At 61.5% G+C, this 17,502-nt stretch carries 14 protein-coding genes; 7 read left to right on the top strand and 7 right to left on the bottom strand.

Translation table 11 applies throughout. The features are described from left to right. Nucleotides 1–4 precede the first annotated feature (4 nt). From INS80_RS07405 to INS80_RS07385, 5 genes are all read left to right on the top strand, one after another. Nucleotides 5–1,564 (top strand): phytoene desaturase family protein, encoded by a 1,560-nt coding sequence (locus INS80_RS07405; protein ID WP_192965023.1) that lies wholly within the window; start codon nucleotides 5–7, stop codon nucleotides 1,562–1,564. Beyond that, nucleotides 1,561–2,055, top strand: coding sequence for a MarR family winged helix-turn-helix transcriptional regulator (locus tag INS80_RS07400; RefSeq protein ID WP_192965022.1), 495 nt, complete (start codon nucleotides 1,561–1,563; stop codon nucleotides 2,053–2,055). Before INS80_RS07405 ends, INS80_RS07400 begins: the two co-directional genes overlap by 4 nt. Before the next feature lie 28 nt (nucleotides 2,056–2,083). Then, nucleotides 2,084–4,246, top strand: coding sequence for a thiamine pyrophosphate-dependent enzyme (locus INS80_RS07395; protein ID WP_192965021.1), 2,163 nt, complete (start codon nucleotides 2,084–2,086; stop codon nucleotides 4,244–4,246). Beyond that, nucleotides 4,246–5,787 (top strand): indolepyruvate oxidoreductase subunit beta family protein, encoded by a 1,542-nt coding sequence (locus tag INS80_RS07390; RefSeq protein WP_192965020.1) that lies wholly within the window; start codon nucleotides 4,246–4,248, stop codon nucleotides 5,785–5,787. The genes INS80_RS07395 and INS80_RS07390 overlap by 1 nt, the downstream gene beginning before the upstream one ends. Nucleotides 5,788–6,052: 265 nt before the next feature. Further along, a complete protein-coding gene (locus INS80_RS07385; protein ID WP_192965019.1) occupies nucleotides 6,053–6,898 on the top strand; it encodes an alpha-1,2-fucosyltransferase in 846 nt (281 codons plus the stop codon). Here INS80_RS07385 and INS80_RS07380 read toward each other — a convergent pair whose 3' ends face one another. After that, the gene (locus INS80_RS07380; protein ID WP_192965018.1) at nucleotides 6,899–7,552 is read right to left on the bottom strand and encodes an RluA family pseudouridine synthase; all 654 of its coding nucleotides are present in this window, start codon (nucleotides 7,550–7,552) and stop codon (nucleotides 6,899–6,901) included. Nucleotides 7,553–7,659: 107 nt separating this feature from the next. Between INS80_RS07380 and INS80_RS07375 the strand changes: the two genes are divergently transcribed. Both INS80_RS07375 and INS80_RS07370 read left to right on the top strand, forming a co-directional pair. After that, nucleotides 7,660–8,070, top strand: coding sequence for a nuclear transport factor 2 family protein (locus INS80_RS07375; protein ID WP_192965017.1), 411 nt, complete (start codon nucleotides 7,660–7,662; stop codon nucleotides 8,068–8,070). A gap of 33 nt (nucleotides 8,071–8,103) precedes the next feature. Beyond that, nucleotides 8,104–8,820: an SGNH/GDSL hydrolase family protein gene (locus INS80_RS07370; RefSeq protein WP_192965016.1), complete on the top strand. Its 717-nt coding sequence runs from the start codon at nucleotides 8,104–8,106 to the stop codon at nucleotides 8,818–8,820. 1 nt (nucleotide 8,821) lies between these two features. Here INS80_RS07370 and rarD read toward each other — a convergent pair whose 3' ends face one another. From rarD to INS80_RS07340, 6 genes are all read right to left on the bottom strand, one after another. Next, complete coding sequence (rarD, locus tag INS80_RS07365; protein ID WP_192965015.1) at nucleotides 8,822–9,739, bottom strand: EamA family transporter RarD; 918 nt, start codon at nucleotides 9,737–9,739, stop codon at nucleotides 8,822–8,824. Nucleotides 9,740–9,865: 126 nt separating this feature from the next. Continuing rightward, a complete protein-coding gene (locus INS80_RS07360; RefSeq protein WP_192965014.1) occupies nucleotides 9,866–12,316 on the bottom strand; it encodes a GcvT family protein in 2,451 nt (816 codons plus the stop codon). A 112-nt stretch (nucleotides 12,317–12,428) separates the two neighbouring features. Beyond that, nucleotides 12,429–13,409, bottom strand: a complete 981-nt coding sequence (locus INS80_RS07355) for a GlxA family transcriptional regulator (protein ID WP_192965013.1) — start codon at nucleotides 13,407–13,409, stop codon at nucleotides 12,429–12,431. Between the two features lie 20 nt (nucleotides 13,410–13,429). Next, nucleotides 13,430–14,326 carry a homocysteine S-methyltransferase family protein gene (locus INS80_RS07350; protein ID WP_192965012.1) on the bottom strand — a complete coding sequence of 299 codons (897 nt, stop codon included), beginning with the start codon at nucleotides 14,324–14,326 and terminating at the stop codon, nucleotides 13,430–13,432. Between the two features lie 44 nt (nucleotides 14,327–14,370). After that, nucleotides 14,371–16,818: a GcvT family protein gene (locus INS80_RS07345; protein ID WP_192965011.1), complete on the bottom strand. Its 2,448-nt coding sequence runs from the start codon at nucleotides 16,816–16,818 to the stop codon at nucleotides 14,371–14,373. Nucleotides 16,819–16,863: 45 nt separating this feature from the next. Continuing rightward, nucleotides 16,864–17,493 carry a LysE family translocator gene (locus tag INS80_RS07340; RefSeq protein ID WP_192965010.1) on the bottom strand — a complete coding sequence of 210 codons (630 nt, stop codon included), beginning with the start codon at nucleotides 17,491–17,493 and terminating at the stop codon, nucleotides 16,864–16,866. Between the last annotated feature and the right edge of the window lie 9 nt (nucleotides 17,494–17,502).

The following is a 17,502-nucleotide window of genomic DNA, read 5'->3' as shown; positions in this document are numbered from 1 at the left end:
GCAGATGGCCGCCGCTCCGCATATCATCATCGGCTCTGGCATCAACGCGCTGGTCTCCGCCGCGCTCCTGTCCCGCAAGGGGCAGCCGGTTCTGATGCTTGAACGCTCTGATCGGATCGGCGGCTGCATGCGCACCGATGAGATCACGCTGCCGGGCTATGCCCATGATGTGATGGCGGCGACCTTTGTTCTGTTCCTGACCTCCCCCGCCTATGCAGAGCTGGCCGAGGATCTGGGCAAGCACGGGCTGGAGTTCTGCCACACCGCCCATCCCACGGCAGTACTGCGCCCGAACGGGCGCGCCACGGTGCTGACCATGGACCGCGCCACCAATATTGCGGCCTTTGACGCACTACATCCCGGCGACGGGGCGCAGCATGGCCGCGATGTGGGCGGGATCGAAGCGGATGCGGAGTTCCTTTTTGCTCTGCTCGGCGGGCCACTCTGGTCGCTGGGCACCGCCAAACTGATGGCGAAACAGGCCTGGAAGCGGGGCTTAAACGGCCTCAAATCCTGGGTCGGCGCGGCGCTGCAACCGGCGCGGGGCTGGCTGGAATCCTCTTACGGCTCCGAAGACATGCAGGCCCTATGGGCGCCCTGGGTGCTCCACTGCGGGCTGACCCCGGAAAGCACCTACTCTGCCCAGATGGGCCGGGTCGTCGCCTTCGCGCTGGAGGCCGCTGGGGCGCCCGTGGTCAAGGGCGGCGCCGGTGCAGCGGCTGGGGCATTCGGTCGCCTGATCACGGGAAACGGCGGCGTGATCCGCACGGGCACGGATGTGACCCGGATCATCACACAGAACGGGCATGCCGTGGGCGTGGAGACCAGCGATGGCGAGGTGATCCACGGCGCCTCGGTCATTGCATCGGTCACCCCCTCGCAGCTGTATGGCCGTCTGTTGCCGCAAGAGGATGCCCCCGAAGCCACCAAGAATTATCGCCATGGGCGTGGCAATTTCCAGCTGCACTATGCGCTGGACGCTGCCCCCGAATGGCTGAGCGAAGGCTTGGAAGACGTCGCTCTGATCCACCTCGCCGATGGCGTCGACAGCGTGTCGAAATCCGCCAACGAAGCGGAGCGCGGCATGCTGCCCGAAACCCCGACCATCTGCGTCGGCCAGCCCCATCGCATGGACCCCACCCGCTGCCCGGACGGCAAGGCGATCCTCTGGCTGCAGATCCCCGACGCCCCCCGCGTGATCAAGGGGGATGCCGCAGGCCAGATCGAAACAGGGCCAGAGTGGGACGAGGCTACCCGCGAAGCCTTTGCCAACCGGATCGAGGCGATCCTTGCCCGGCACATCAAGGATTTCGACAAGATCAAACTGGCCCGCCGCGCCTATTCCCCCGCCGACCTGCAGGATCTGAACATGAATCTGGTGGGCGGCGACCCCTATGGCGGGGCCTGCACCCTCGACCAGTTCTTTGTCTGGCGCCCCTTCCCTCAATCGGTCAATAACACCACCGCAGTGAAGGACCTGCATATGATTGGCGCTGCGACCCACCCCGGACCTGGTCTGGGCGGCGGGTCCGGCTACAACCTTGCTAAAAGGATGGGTGCATGAACGAGGAAAATGTTGTCACGCAAGAACCGCAAGCCGCAGGTACGCCGCGGCTGGGAGAGATCGGGCTGGAGAATTTCCCGCCCTACCTGATGAACCGCATAATGGGGCGCTACAACGCCTCCCTGCGCGAAGAAATGGCGGCCCTGGGCCTAACGACACCCAAGATGCGGACGCTGGCGGTGCTTTCCGTGATGGATGGACTATTGATCCGTGAACTTGCCGTCTATGCGGTGGTGGAGCAATCGACGCTCAGCCGATCCCTGGACAAGATGGAAAAGGAAGGGCTGATTTCCCGCTGCCCTGACCCGGACGACAGCCGCGCCACCCGCATCTACATGACGCCGAGGGGTCGTGAAACGCAGGAAAAGCTCTGGCCGCATATCGCTGCGGCCTATGCGCAGATGTTCAAAGGCATCAGCGAAGAAGAGCAGCGCCAGTTCGTCGCCACCCTGCAAACTATTCTGCGCAACGTGCGCGTGCACCAGATCTGACCCCCGAAGACAAGCCAAGGAGGCGCCCATGGCCGAAAGGTCGTTCAAGGCAGAAGTCGAGCACCTTCGCAAAGGCGCAGGGCACAGCTTTACCGGAGAGGGTATTCTCGCCATCACCAAGGCTCTGCTTGAAAACGGGGTAGGCTACGTGGGCGGCTATCAGGGGGCTCCGATCTCGCACCTGATGGATGTTCTGGCCGATGCCGAGGATCTGCTTGGCGAACTTGGCGTTCGCTACGAGGCGAACGCGTCAGAGGCGGCAGCCGCAGCGATGCTGGCCGCGTCGGTGCATTATCCCATCCGGGGCGCTGTCACCTTCAAGGGATCGGTCGGGGTCAACGTGGCCTCTGATGCGCTGGCGAACCTCGCTTCCTCCGGGGTCACCGGCGGCGCCCTTGTGGTGGTGGGGGAAGACTACGGCGAAGGCTCCTCGATCATGCAGGAACGCTCCTATGCCTTTGCGATGAAGTCACAGTTCTGGCTCTTGGATCCGCGCCCCAATCTGCCCTCGATCGTGAAATCAGTGGGCGATGGTTTTGGCCTCTCCGAAGCCTCTAACACTCCGGTGATGCTGATGGTGCGCATCCGGTCGTGCCATGTGACCGGCACCTTTGACTGCCGCGACAACCAGCGGCCCAATCTGACCGTGCGCGATGCGCTGGCCAACCCGCAGCGGGATTTCTCCCGCGTGGTGCTGCCGCCGATGTCCTATCTGCACGAGCATGACAAGATCGACAACCGCTGGCCAGCTGCCGAGAAATACATCCTCGAAAATGGCCTGAACGAGCGGTTCGGCCCCAAGGAGGGAAAGGTCGGGCTGATCTGCCTTGGCGGTATGTACAACAGCGTCATCCGCGCGCTGCAGCGCCTTGGCCTTGCAGATCTGTCCGGCAACACGGACGTGCCGCTTTACGTGATGAACGTGACCTACCCGCTGGTGCAAAGCGATCTTCTCGATTTCTGCAAAGACAAGGACGCCGTCCTGATGATCGAGGAAGGCCAGCCCGAGTTCATCGAGCAGCAACTGGGCGCGATGCTCTACAAAGCGGGCAGCAGCACGAAACTCGAAGGCAAGGGCACTTTCCCCAAGGCGGGCGAATACACCGGCCAGGTGATGAAAGACGGGATCGAAGACTTTCTGCGCACCTATGCCGCAAGCCTTTTGCCCGGTCAGATCCTCGCCCCCAACGAACCCGCGCCCGAGATCCCGGACCTCAGCCAGACCGTGCCGATCCGCCCGCCGGGGTTCTGCACCGGCTGCCCTGAGCGGCCCATCTTTGCCTCGATGAAGCTGGTGGAGAAGGAGCTCGGCAAACATCAGATCTCGGCCGATATCGGCTGTCACCTCTTCGCCGCCCTGCCTCCGTTCGAAATCGGCGGGCAGACCATGGGCTATGGTCTTGGCCCGGCCTCAAACGCGGCCTTTGACGGCGGCGGCGAAAAGCGTGCGATCTCGATCCTTGGCGATGGGGGCTTCTGGCACAACGGGCTCAGTTCCTCGATCGGGAACATGGTGTTCAACAAGTCCGACAGCGTCGCCATCATCGTCGATAACTACTATTCCGCTGCCACCGGCGGACAGGATATCCCCTCAAGCCGCGCCAAGAATACCAGCAAGGCGACCAACAACCCGATCACCAAGGCGCTGGAGGGCGCGGGCGTCAAATGGATCCGCCAGATCGACCGCACCTATGACGTCACACAGATGCGCGCCACCATCCGCGAGGCGCTGACCACCGATTATGACGGGCCAAAGGTGATCGTCGCCTCCTCGGAATGCATGCTGAACCGGCAGCGGCGGGAGAAACCCCTGCGCAATGCCGCCATCAAGGAAGGCACCCGCGTCGAGGTGCCCCGTTTCGGCGTCGATCAGGACATCTGCACCGGCGATCACGCCTGTATCCGCCTGTCGGGCTGCCCGTCGCTGTCCTTGAAGAAACTCGACGATCCCCTGCGCGACGATCCGGTTGCCCATATCGACCAGACCTGCGTTGGCTGTGGCAACTGCGGTGAGGTTGCCGATGCTGCGATCCTGTGCCCCTCTTTCTACGAGGCCCGTGTGGTGCATAATCCCACCGGGTTTGAGCGTTGGAAGGCAGGGCTGCGAACGCGGGTCATTTCGTGGCTGCAAAACCGTCGTTCGGCACGGCGCCTGCAGTTTTCCAGCACCGTGAGCCAGGGAGCCGCCTGATGTCCATCGAACTGCCAATCGGGGCGGGCCAGCGCGATGCCGGGCTCGAAGGAGTGATCAAACTGGCGATCCTCGCCGTGGGTGGCCAGGGCGGCGGCGTGCTGACCAATTGGATCGAATCCCTGGCGCGGTCTCAAGGCTACAACGCCCAAGCTACCAGCGTTGCGGGCGTCGCCCAGCGCACAGGTGCCACGATCTATTATGTCGAGATGGCTCCGGCCTCAGTCCCGAACCCGGTATTCTCCCTGGCGCCCGCACAGGGCGACGTGGACGTGATGATTGCCGCCGAGATGATGGAGGCCGGGCGCGCTATCCTGCGCGGCTTTGTAACCCCTGATCGCACGACCCTGATTGCCTCAACCCACCGGGCGCTGGCGGTTTCGGAAAAGATGGTGCCCGGCGACGGTATGGCCGATGCCGAAGAGGTGCGCGCCGCCGCCGAAATGGCCGCTGAAAAGCTGATCATGGCCGATATGGAACGCGCGGCCGTGGGCGCGGGGTCGGTGATCTCGGCGTCACTGTTCGGAGCATTGGCCGGATCCGGCGCCCTGCCGTTTGAACGAACCGCTTTCGAGGATGCGATCCGCGCGTCAGGCAAGGGGGTCGAGGCCAGCCTGCGCGCCTTTGCTGCCGGGTATGATCTCGCGCAGACGGGGGAAGATCGTCCAACAGGACAGCCCAAAGCAATACCGGCGCAGGCTCCATCAGGTTCGCCACGGCAGATCCGCGCGTTCGAGGGCCTGACGGCCCGCATCGCCGCCTTGCCAGCCCAAGTGCAGGAGATGGCAGAGGCAGGCCTCCGGAAGGTGGTGGAGTTCCAGGACGTCGCCTATGGTGCGGAATATCTGGACCGGCTCGACACTTTCGTGGCGAAAGACCACGCCAGCCGCGACCACATGTTGTCTCGCGAAGCAGCGAAATACATCGCTAACGCCATGGCCTATGACGACGTGATCCGCGTGGCCGACCTCAAGACCCGTGCCAGCCGGTTCGAACGTATCGAAGGTGAGATTGGCAGCGCAGGCAAGGCGATGACCCTCACCGACTACCTGCATCCCCGTGCCGAGGAGATTGCAGGCTTGTTTCCTGCCCGTCTGGGCGCCCGGGTTGAAGCAAGCCCCACCTGGATGAAGCGGTTGGATCGCCTGTTCAACAAGGGACGCCGCATCCGCACCGACAGCCTGCGCGGCTTTGTCATGCTTTACCTGATCGGAGGCCTACGTGGCTGGCGTCGCAAGACCCACCGTCACGCACTGGAGCAGGCTCATCTGGACGATTGGCTGGCCCGCGCCCATGGCTACCTGCCGGATCGCTATGACATGGCGGTCGAAATCCTGCGCTGCCGCAGGCTGATCAAGGGCTATTCCGACACCCATGCGCGGGGTCTTTCGAAGTTTGACCGCGTTCTGGATGGCGCAAGACTAGTCGAGGCCCGCGAAGACGGCCCCGAATGGGTCGCCCGCCTGCGGGAAGCCGCCCTGCAGGACGAAAAAGGCGAAGCCCTCGACGGTGCGCTGAAAACCATCCAAAGCTTCATCTGATCCGGTCAGGTCAACGTCGCCCTCCCGCGCCCGCAGGATGCCGTGGCACTGCCACGACACCCTTGGCGGCCTTGGGCCCGGCGCCGCGCTTTGCGCAGCGCCGGGCCCAACAGGAGGCACCCTTCCATTAAGAAGGGTGATGACGGGCGGGAGAGCCTCAGGTCGGTTTCTGAGCAATAGCACCTTGGCAGCAACGGCCTTTCATTGTGTCCGTCACACCGATATGCAGGGCCAAACACAGCACTTTGCAAGGACAGCCCCTGCCATGATCACCGCCCGCCTGCATGGCCGCCTTGGCAATCAGATGTTTCAATATGCCGCCGCACGCGCCCTGGCCGAACGTCTGGGCACCTCGGTCGCCATCGACACGAGGGGGGCGATACAGCGCAGTGAAGGAGTGCTGACGCGGGTCTTCGATCTTGACTTGGCAGCACCCGATGCGCTCCCCCCGCTGAAGTCCGACGCCCCCCTGCGCTATGCCCTTTGGCGCAGCTTTGGCAGCAGGCCAAAGTTTCGTCGTGAACGGGGGCTGGGCTACAACGCGGATTTCGAAACCTGGGGTGATGACACCTATCTACACGGCTACTGGCAGAGCGAAAAATACTTTGCCGATATCGCCGATCGAATCCGTGCCGATTTCACTTTCCCGGAAATCTCTAACAGCCAAAATGCCGAGATGGCCGACCGCATCCAAAACAGCCATGCAATCTCCCTTCATGTGCGCCGCGGCGACTACCTGGCACTTGCGGCCCACGTGCTTTGCGATCAGGCCTACTATGAGGCAGCCCTCAACCGCATCATGGGTGATCTTCCCGGCACACCGACAGTCTATGTCTTTTCTGACGATCCCGATTGGGCGAAGCAAAACCTGCCCCTGCCCTGCGAAAAGGTCGTCGTGGACTTCAACGGGCCAGAGACAGATTACGAGGATATGCGGCTGATGACCCTGTGCCAGCACAACATCATCGCCAACAGCTCTTTCTCCTGGTGGGCGGCATGGCTGAACCAGAACCCAGACAAGCGCGTGACAGGTCCCGCACAGTGGTTTGGGGATCCCAAGCTGCACAACCCCGACATCCTGCCGGACAGTTGGCTCCGCATCAACGCCTGATCAGAATGGCGCCTTGGCCCGGAACTTCAGCGATTCTTCGCTATCGGGATGCTTGATCCGCAGTTCCTCGGAATGCAGCATCATGCGAGGGAAGTCGCGCGCGGCCCCTTCCGCATAAAGGGGGTCGCCCAAGATGGGATGACCAAGCGACAACATATGCACCCGCAGCTGATGTGAGCGCCCGGTCTTGGGCGTCAGGCGTACGCGCGTTTCATCAGCCCCATACTTGATCACTCGCCAATCGGTCAGGGCAGGCTTACCGGTCTCGTGACAAACCATCTGGCGCGGGCGGTTCGGCCAATCCACGATCAGCGGCAGATCTACCGTCCCCGAACGCGGTTCAAGCCGCCCCGAAATGCGTGCTACATAGACCTTCCGAGCGGTGCGCTTTTCAAACTGCATGGACAGGTGCCGCTGCGCATGGGGCGTCAGCGCAAAGACCATGACGCCCGAGGTGTCCCGATCCAGCCGATGCACAAGCAGCGCCTCGGGAAAGGCAAGCTGCACCCGGCTGAGCAGGCAATCGGACAGATGCTCCCCCCGGCCCGGCACGCTGAGAAGCCCCGCCGGTTTGTTCACCGCAAGGATCTGCGCATCATGGTGCAGGATCTCCAAAGGCTCCTGCGGCGGGTCATATTCGCTTGATACGGTCATGGCGACTGCCTACTGGCTTGCCGCGACTGCGGCAAGTTCCCGCGACGTCCTTCTTGCTCCGCGCTGCACCCCAAGGGCAGGATCATGCGCAAACAGGGAGAGAGACAATGCACCCAACCATCATTCGCATGCAGGAGGTCGTCGCCAAGGGCGAAGAACACCTGATCGCCGAGCTTCTGGCCGAAGACGTGAAATTCCTGCCGCCCACCTATTGGAAAACCTGGACCGGGCGCGCTCCCGTGGCCGCCGTTCTGGGGCACGTAGGGCAAGTGTTTTCCGATTTCCGCTACCGCCGCATTATGGGAGAGGGCAACGACTGGGCGCTGGAGTTCCAGTGCAAGATCGGTGAGTTCGACGCCGTGGGCGTGGACCTGATCACCCTGGATGACGACGGGCTGATTGAGACCTTCGAGGTTGTGATGCGCCCCTATAAATCCGTCGGCGCCCTGCGCGATGCGATGAATGCGCGGGTTCAGACCGATGCCCGTTTCCTGAAATTCCGCGAGGCACTCAGCTAAAATCGCCCTGTTAGAGCCTGTTTTTTGACCCTGATGATCGCAGCCGACCAGATCCTGCGCCTGCCGCTTTTGCCCCTTTTGATCGCACAAGGGATGGTCGTACGGCGCAAGGCTCTGCGCCTGCCGGAACCGGAAGGCCCCAGACAGGGGCGGTTGGGATCGGGTCCGTTCTTGCGTCTGTTAATTGCCGGGGACAGTTCTGCAGCCGGGGTTGGAGCCTCCGATCAGACACAGGCCCTTGCGGGGCAGCTGGCCCACCGGCTTGCGCAAGGACATACAGTGCATTGGCAACTGGAGGCGACCACCGGACACCGTACCGCAGACACCTTGCGCCGCATTTCGCAGTTGCCTGCGCGACCTTTTGATGTGGCCATTCTGGCGCTTGGGGTGAATGACGTGACCGGAGCGGTCTCACAGGGACGATTTGCGCAGCAGCAGCAGCAATTGGCCAGTCTCCTCAAGGATCGGTTTTCTGTGCGCCATATCCTCGTCTCTGGTGTCCCGCACATGGAGCATTTTCCGGCCTTGCCACAGCCCCTGGCATGGGTACTCGGACAACAAGCTCGGCGGCTTGATCATCGGCTTGCGCGGCTTTCCACGCAAATCGACGGGTTTCACCACCTGCCGTTTGACCTGCCAAGCGATCCGCACTTTGCCGCCGAGGACGGCTATCATCCAAACCCAAAAGCCTATTCGTTTTGGGCCGAGCGTTTGGCTCATGAGATCGAAAAACTGTTTATTAGAGCCTGATTCAGGTCGGGTTTTGCACCTTTGGCTTACGCCGCATCTGCCGGATGAGCGGCACTGAATAGATCACCAAAGCGGCCCAAATCATCGGGAAGGCGATCATCCGGGCGCGGCCGAATTCCTCACCAAAAACAAAGACAGCCACCAGAAAGATCATCGTGGGCGCGATATACTGCAGGATCCCGATGGTCGACAGCCGCAGCAGCTTTGCCCCATTGGCATAAATGATCAGCGGCACCGCCGTCACCACGCCGCAGCCCATCAACAATAGGCTTTGCTGCCAGCTGACGGTGAAATGCCCTCCCCCCACGGCCCCTAGATAGGCAAGATAGCCAAGGGCAGGTACCGACAGGATCAGCACCTCCAGTAGAAATCCCTGGTTCGGGCCAACCGGCAGCCATTTCTTGAAGAAGGCATAAAACCCCCAACTAAAAGTCAGGCCGATTGCTGCCCAGGGCAGGCTTCCGGTCTCGACCGTCAAGACCACGACCGCCGCCGCCGCAAGGGCGATGGCGACCATCTGCGTGCGGGTTGGACGTTCTCCCAGGAGGAGCGCCCCTAATGCGACACTAAACAAGGGATTTATGTAGTATCCAAGCGCTGCATCCAGCGCATGATCTGTCGCTATAGACCAGACGTATATGCCCCAGTTGATCGAAATGAGCGCCGCCGTAATACATGCCATAAGCAGGGTTCGCGGATTGCGAAGAGCCGCACGCAGATCATCGGTCCGGCGCAACAAGATCAGCAATGCGCCCGCCAGGGGCACAGACCAGATCACTCGGTGCGCCACTACCTCCGCCGCCGGAATGTGAGAAACAGCTTTCAGGTACAAAGGCAGAAACCCCCACATCAGATAGGCCGTAATCGCAAAGGCGAGACCCTGTGGGGTGTCGACATTCTCGGGCTTTTGGCTGGTCATCTCGGCTCTCCTCTGCCGCCTTTATGGCAGCTTTGCGAGCGAAGGGAATGAAGAAAAACACGAGGGGTGATCGCAGTACGCACCACGCCTGCCCTCTTGCAAAACTCGCCCGCAATAGAGCCTGGTTTATACCTTCACGCGCTCTGATTTCGGGTCATACATCGGCTTTAATGATGCCTCTGCTTTTACGCGGGTGCCCATCACGTCAATCTCGTAAGTGGAGGCCAGCACCTCGGCCGCGCTTTGGCCTTCGCAAGGGACATAGCCCATGCCGATGGCACCGCCCAGGGTATGCCCATAGGCGCCTGAAGAGACATAGCCCACGATCTCTCCATCCCGCAGCAGCGGTTCATTGTGATAGAGCAGCGGTTCAGCGTCGGTCAGCCGGAATTGCAGCATCCGCGCCTTGGGGCCACTTTCCTTGCGGGCAGCAACCGCCCCCTTGCCGATGAAGTCATCCTTTTTCATGTCGACGGCAAAGCCCAGCCCCGCGTCGATTACATGATCCTCGCAAGTGATGTCATGGCCAAAGTGGCGAAAGCCCTTTTCGATCCGGCAACTGTCCATCATATGCATGCCGCACAGCTTGAGGTCCATGTCCTGCCCGGCCTCGTGCAGCACTTCGAACACATGTCCCGCCATGTCGGCAGAGACGTAGATCTCCCAACCCAGCTCCCCCACGTAGGACACGCGATGCGCGCGCGCCAGACCCATGCCGATCTCGATCTCCTGCGCGGTGCCAAAGGGATTTACCGCATTGCTGAAATCATTCGGAGAGACCTTCTGCAGCAGCTCACGAGAACGCGGCCCCATGACAGCCAACACGCCCTCACCACCCGTCACATCGGTGATGGTGACGCGGCGCTCTCCGACCAGCCGCCGCATACGGGTTTCATCCGCCAACCGGGTGATTGCGGGCGTCACAACCAAGAATACAGTCTCTGACAGGCGCGTGATGGTCACATCTGCTTCGATCCCTCCGCGGCTGTTCAAGAACTGAGTGTAGACGATCTTGCCCACAGGGACGGACATATTCGCCCCGCAGATATGGTTCAGGAAACTTTCCGCATCGGGCCCTTCCACACGGATCTTTCCGAAGGAAGACATATCATACATCCCGACATTTTCGCGCACTGCATGGTGTTCGGAAGCCGAATTCTGGAACCAGTTCTGCCGCTTCCAACTGTAGCGGTATTCCCGGTGCTGGCCTTCGTCGGCGAACCAGTTGGCGCGCTCCCAGCCTGCGAGTTCGCCAAAGACCGCGCCCTGTTCCTGTAGCTGATAATGGAACGGAGAGCGCCGCACCCCCCGTGCGGTCGCCTTTTGGCGATAGGGGAAGTGATCGGCATAAAGCAGGCCCAGCGTTTCCTTGGAGCGTTCGAAGAGGTAGTGCTTGTTGCCCTGAAACGGCTGCATCCGGGAGATGTCCACATCGCCCAGATCAAAGGGCTTTTCGCCGTCTTCCATCCATTGTGCCAGCGCCATTCCCGCGCCGCCTGCAGACTGGATCCCGATCGAATTGAACCCCGCCGCGACCCAGACATTGTCCATCTCGGGCGCAAGTCCCAGGTGGTAGGCATCGTCGGGTGTGAAGCTTTCAGGGCCATTGAAGAAGGTATGGATCCCCGCCTCGGCCAGCATCGGCATACGGGTGCAGGCGGCCTCCAGGATGGGTTCGAAATGGTCAAAATCCTCGGGCAGCTGGTCGAATTCGAAACTGTCGGGAATGCCCTCCATGCCCCAGGGTTTGGCGGTGGGCTCAAATGCCCCCAGCATGATCTTGCCCGCGTCCTCTTTGTAGTAGGCGCATTCATCGGGCACCCGTAACACCGGCATCTGGGTGAGGCCCTGGATCGGTTCAGAGACGATATAGAAGTGTTCACAGGCATGGAGCGGCACGTTGACGCCCGCCATCCGGCCCACCTCATGCCCCCACATGCCAGCGCAGTTCACCACCATGTCACAGGCAATACGCCCCATGTTAGAGCCTGAATCGGAAGCCCAATCAACCCCGGTGATCCGACGTCCCTCCCGCGTGAGGCCTGTGACCTTGATCCGCTCTTTGACCAGGGCGCCGCGTTGGCGCGCGCCCTTGGCCAGGGCCAGCGCAATATTGGCCGGATCCGCCTGACCGTCGGTGGGAAGCCAGACACCGCCGGTGACACCATTCAGGTTGATATGGCCGTAGCGCTCTTTAACCTCGGCTGGCGACAGCTCCTCTACCGGCACGCCAAAGGCGCGCGCCATGGCGGCATTGCGATAGAGTTCCTCAAGCCTCTCATCCGTCAGTGCGACCGATACGGAACCGACCTGCCGCATGCCGGTGGCAACTCCGGTTTCTTCTTCCAGGCCCAGATAAAGATCGGCAGAGTAGCGTGCGAGTTTCGTCATGTTTGAGGAAGCGCGCAACTGACCGATCAGCCCCGCCGCATGCCATGTGGTGCCGGAGGTGAGCTGCTTGCGCTCCAGCAGCACAACGTCTTTCCATCCCAGCTTTGTCAGGTGGTATGCCACCGAACAGCCCACCACGCCGCCGCCAATGATGACCACGCGGGCCGATGTTGGAAGATCGCTCATCTTGTGCACTCCAAAGGCATTATCTTCATCCCATGATGGCACAGATAGACGGCAGGAAATGCACCAAAAACGTCAGCTCTAGCCCGGTCTTTGCCTGACCTATGATGAAACGCTAGCCGACAGAAGACCGGGCCCGGCGCTGTTTGCGTAGGGCAAAGGGCGTGATCCCGAAGACGGATTTATAGAGCGAGGAAAACCCATTGGGAAATCCACAGGCGAGACCAATTTCGCGCACGCTGAGGGTCGTGTTCAGAAGCAGATTATTGGCCTTGGCGAGTCGCATCTCGCGGTAAAAGCCATTTGGTGTCGTGCCAAAAAAGGTCTTGAACTTGCGTTCCAGAGACCGGTTGGAGAGACCCAGCTCAGCCACGATTGCGCTGATCGGCAAGGGCTCTTCGATGTGGGCCTGCATCAGGAGAATACAGTGATCCAGATCGCGATCCCCCGATGTGGTCGGCGCATGCCCTGCAAAGGGCTGCAGCGAGGCAAAATCGCGGATGTGATCATGCAAGAGGATATTCGCCACTGTCACCTGCACTGCCGCCGAAGTGAGCCGCCCAACCAGCGCCAGAACGATATCGGTGGTGGCGCCCATCCCGGCGCAGGTTACGACCAGCCCGTCCTCATGGGCCAGGGTCTGGCTGCCCGGGTCTAGACCAAGCTGCTCGCGCAACAGATCCGAATTTTCCCAATGGGTTGTATGGGGGCCGACCTGTCCCCTTTGATTGCGGATGTGACGGGCCGCAGCTTCGGCGAGCAGATAAACCTTGGTCCCACGGCTGGTATAACTCTGGATCACACGGTTCAGTGACAGACCAGGATGGCTGGGATCGGTATTTCCCAGCACAAAGGCGAAATCCGCATCAGGCCGCGTGACAAAGGGCTTGGTTTCCACATCAAGGCCGGAACGGCAGCCGATAGGCCCGCCAATGGCCGAGCGTACGGTCCATTCAAATTGGCGGCGTGCCATGACCCGGTTGGCAATCCGCAGCGTATCCGTCACCGCTGCCATTTCGGTCAAAACGAAGCCCTCGCAGACCAGAATATCGATCTGCCACGACCCTTTTTCCTGAGTGCCGGTTTCCCGCGTCATCGCGCCCCTTTTCCAATCGGTTAGATAATCCGATGCCCTTCTGCCGTCAGGCGGCGCGCCAGCTCGGTAATGTGATCGGGACCAACCTCGCAGCAACCACCAACGATTGTGGCACCCTGATTAATCCAGCCCATGACCAGATCCGCATAGGCTTTGGGCCCCAGATCCTTGCGCTCTTCCAGGGCGTCTACTGTCGGGGCGTCCTTCAGGAACCCTTCGGAGATCTTGGTGAAACCGTTCGCATAGGCGCCAAAGGGGCGACCAAAGGTTTTGAGGATCTCAAGGCCCGCCGGGATCGCCTCGGGGCGGGAGCAGTTGATCAGCACCGCATCGGGGGCAAATTCCGCCACCACAGGCGCCAGATCCGCCACCGGCTGACCGGAGCGCAGGCGAGTTCCGTCCTCGTCATCGACCGTCACCGACAGCCACACCGGGCGGTCTGCTTTCTGGCAGCCCATCAATCCGCCCCGCGCCTGATCAATCGAGGCGACGGTTTCCAGAATGAAGAGATCCACCCGGTCGCGCATCAGATCAACCAATTCGGCAAAAAGCGGCGCGGCTTGCTCTGCCGGGGGCGTCTTGTCGGTGCGGTAGGTGGCACCAAGCGGCCCCATCGCCCCGGCCACCCTTCCCCCGCCATTGGCATCGCGCGCGGCCCCAGCGCCCTGCAAGGCCATGTCGATCAGATCTTCAAATCGATCCTCAAGCCCACCCATGGGCAGGCGGTCCCGGTGCACCGCATAGGTATTTGCCGTGGCAATGGTCGCTCCCGCATCGAAATAGGCCTTGTGCACAGCCTCAACGGCTTCGGGCTGATCCAGCATCACCGAGGTCGACCACATGGGCGTCGGCTGCCCCTTGGCCCGCTTCACCAGCTCCTGACCAATGGAGCCATCCAGCAATGTAATATCCGACATTTCATGCCTCTTGCTTTACCTGACTGCGGCCTAACCCCGGAGCATCATGCGCGCAAGCGGGCGTTTTCCGGATCCCAGAGCGGCTCATCCTTTTGCACCATGGCAGGGCACATCTGCCCGTAGATTTCGACCTCCAGCTCGGTGTCGGCGACGGCGAGATCGGCCCGCACCATGCCCAGAGCGATGGAAGCGTCGACGCGGTATCCCCAATCGCCCGAGGTGGTCTCTCCGACAATCTCCCCATCCTTCCAGATGCAGGACATGTAAGGGGCGTCCGCCTCTGCCGCCTCGACGATCAGGGTGACAAAGCGTTTTGCCGGTCCGGCCTTTGCCTCTGCCGCGAGCTCCGCCTTGCCCGGGAAGTGCTGCGGTTTGTCCAACCTAATGAACCGATCGAGCCCGCCTTCGATTGCCGAATAGTCGGTGGAGAGATCCCCTTTCCAGGCGCGGTAGCCTTTCTCGATCCGCAGGGAATTCAGCGCGTACATGCCAAAGGGTTTGGCGCCCGCATCCAGCACCGCGTCATAAAGCGCCGGAATGTCATCGGGGGCAGCGTGGATTTCCCAGCCCAGTTCCCCGGCGAAAGAGACACGCGCCAATCCGCAGTCGATCCCGGAAATGCGCGCGGTCTGCACCGAAAGCCAAGGTAGCGAAAGATCGGCTTTGGTTTTAATGGCAGTGAATATATCGCGCGCGGCGGGGCCAGTAACGATCAGGGTCGAGAAATCCGTGGTGCGGTCGCGCAGCGTGATCCCTTCGGGCAGGTCATGTGCCAGCACATAGTAGTCATGCCACTGGGCCGTGGCGGCGGTGATCAGCATGTAGTGATCTTCCCCGTGCCACATGACGCTCATCTCGGTCAGGATACGGCCACGGGGATCAGTGAAATAGGCCAGCCCCATGCGCCCCGGTCCCGGCAGGGCGCCGGTGATCTTGCCGAGCAGCCATTCACGCGCACCGGGTCCCTTGACCTCGAAGCGGGAAAAACCGGGCAGGTCCAGCACGCCGCAGTGATCGCGCACCGCCTCGCATTCTTCGCGGATGCGGGCCTCCCAGGGGCCAGCGCGCCCCCAGGTGCGAGTGGCTTCCTCCGACGTGTCATCGCCGGGTTTGGCGAACCAGTTGGCGCGCTCCCAGCCGTTGTAGGCGCCCATCTGCCCGCCCAGCGCGATGACCTTATCATGGACCGGCGACAGCTTCTTGTCTCGCCCCGCAGGCCATTCGTGGCGCGGGAAGTGCATGGCATATTCGTGGCCGTAGACCTCCATGCCCTTGGCGACACAGTAGTCGTGATCGGTGTAATCGGTGTAGCGGCGCGGATCGCAGGACCACATGTCCCATTCGGTCTGCCCATCGACGATCCATTCCGCCAGCACCTTGCCCGCGCCGCCGCCTTGGGCGATGCCGAAGGTGAAAACACAAGCTTCGAAAGCGTTCTTCACGCCAGGCATCGGCCCTAGCAAGGGCAGCCCATCGGGAGCATAGGGGATCGGACCGTTGATCACGCGGGAAACGCCCGCTGTCGCCAGTGCAGGCACACGCTCCATTGCGTCGGTGACGATGTCTTCGATCCGGTCCAAATCGTCGTTCCACAGCTGGAAGGAAAAATCCTCGGGCATGGGATCGGCGTCGGTCTCCCAATGGGCGCGGCAGTTGGGTTCATAGGGGCCCAGGTTGAAGCCATGCTTTTCCTGCCGCAGGTAGTAGGAGACATCCACATCCCGCAACAGCGGTAGCTTCTTCCCGGTCTTTTTGCTGTGGGCTTCGATCTCGGGGATTTCCTCGGACAGAAGATATTGGTGGCTCATCACCATCATCGGCACCGTGCGCCCGCCATAGGGTTTGAACCATTCACCGACGCGCTGCGCGTAATATCCGGCGGCGTTGACCACATAGTCGCAGGCGATGTCGCCCTTGTCGGTGTGCACGATCCAGCCGTCATCCGTTTGCGTGACGCCAGTCGCGGGGCAGAAGCGCAGGATTTTGGCGCCCATGTCACGCGCGCCCTTGGCCAGCGCCTGCGTCACCTGCGCGGGGTCGATATCGCCGTCGTTGGGATCATAAAGAGCGCCCGCCAGATCGTGGGTTTCAAGGAAGGGATAGCGATCCTTGGCCTGTTGCGGGGTCAGGATCTCCATCCCCATGCCCTGATAGCGACCCATGGCTGCGGCCCGCTCGAACTCCTGCATCCGTTCTTTCGTGTGCGCCAACCGGATCGACCCCGTCTGATGATAATTCATCGGGTAGTCAACCTCATCGCCCAGCCGCGCATAAAGCTCGGTCGAATAGCGCTGCATGTTCATGATCGACCAGGAGGTCGAGAAAGTCGGCACATTGCCTGCCGCGTGCCAGGTCGAGCCCGCCGTCAACTCGTTCTTTTCCAAGAGCACGCAATCGCTCCAGCCCTTCTTGGCCAGATGATAGAGGGAGGAACAGCCGACGACACCGCCGCCAATGATGACCACGCGGGCCTTTGATGGAAAATCAGACATATCCGCTCCCTTTTGCTGAATGAGGTGTTGGGACTGGTGGCTGTGTCATTGCGGCACCTCCAGGTTTGGTGTGCTGCTGGCCCCCAGCAGAATCCCATATGTAATGAAGCACAGAGCCAGCACCCGGCGGATCCAGACATTGAAGACCGCCTTGAGCGCCGCCTTGCCCATCAGAACGCCCAATAGCGTGAACCCAGTGTAGCTGAGCGTCGTCAGAACCAGCGCCGTGGGCATGATGACCGCCATCTGATCCCAGATCGGCACGCCGGGCTGCACGAACTGGGAAAACGCGGCAAGATATCCGGCGACGCTTTTGGGGTTGATGGTGGCGACCGCCAGCGCGTGCAGGTAGACGTGGCGCGCGGGCCGTTCGACCGCGGGCGTGGGGCGCGTTGCGTTGAGCCAGCCGCGAATGCCAAGGAAGATGAGAAAGCCCGCGCCGATCACCTTGGCCACGAAAAACGCCGTGGGCGAGGCCGCGATCAGTGCCGTCACTCCAAGAGCCGACAGAACCAGAAATGCACTGGCCTGCGTCAGGATCGCAAGCACCCCGAGCATCGCCTTGGGCAGGCCGAGGGTCATGCCGTTCGAGATGCAGTTCACCGCGTTTGGCCCCGGTGTGGTGACAAAAACCACCCAGAACAGGGCAAAAACACTCCAGGCTTCGAAACTCATCGCACGTCC

This window comes from Phycobacter azelaicus (assembly GCF_014884385.1).
Lineage (GTDB): Bacteria > Pseudomonadota > Alphaproteobacteria > Rhodobacterales > Rhodobacteraceae > Phycobacter > Phycobacter azelaicus.
The sequence above is the reverse complement of the archived record's forward strand: the minus strand, read 5'-3'. Positions and strand labels throughout refer to the sequence as shown.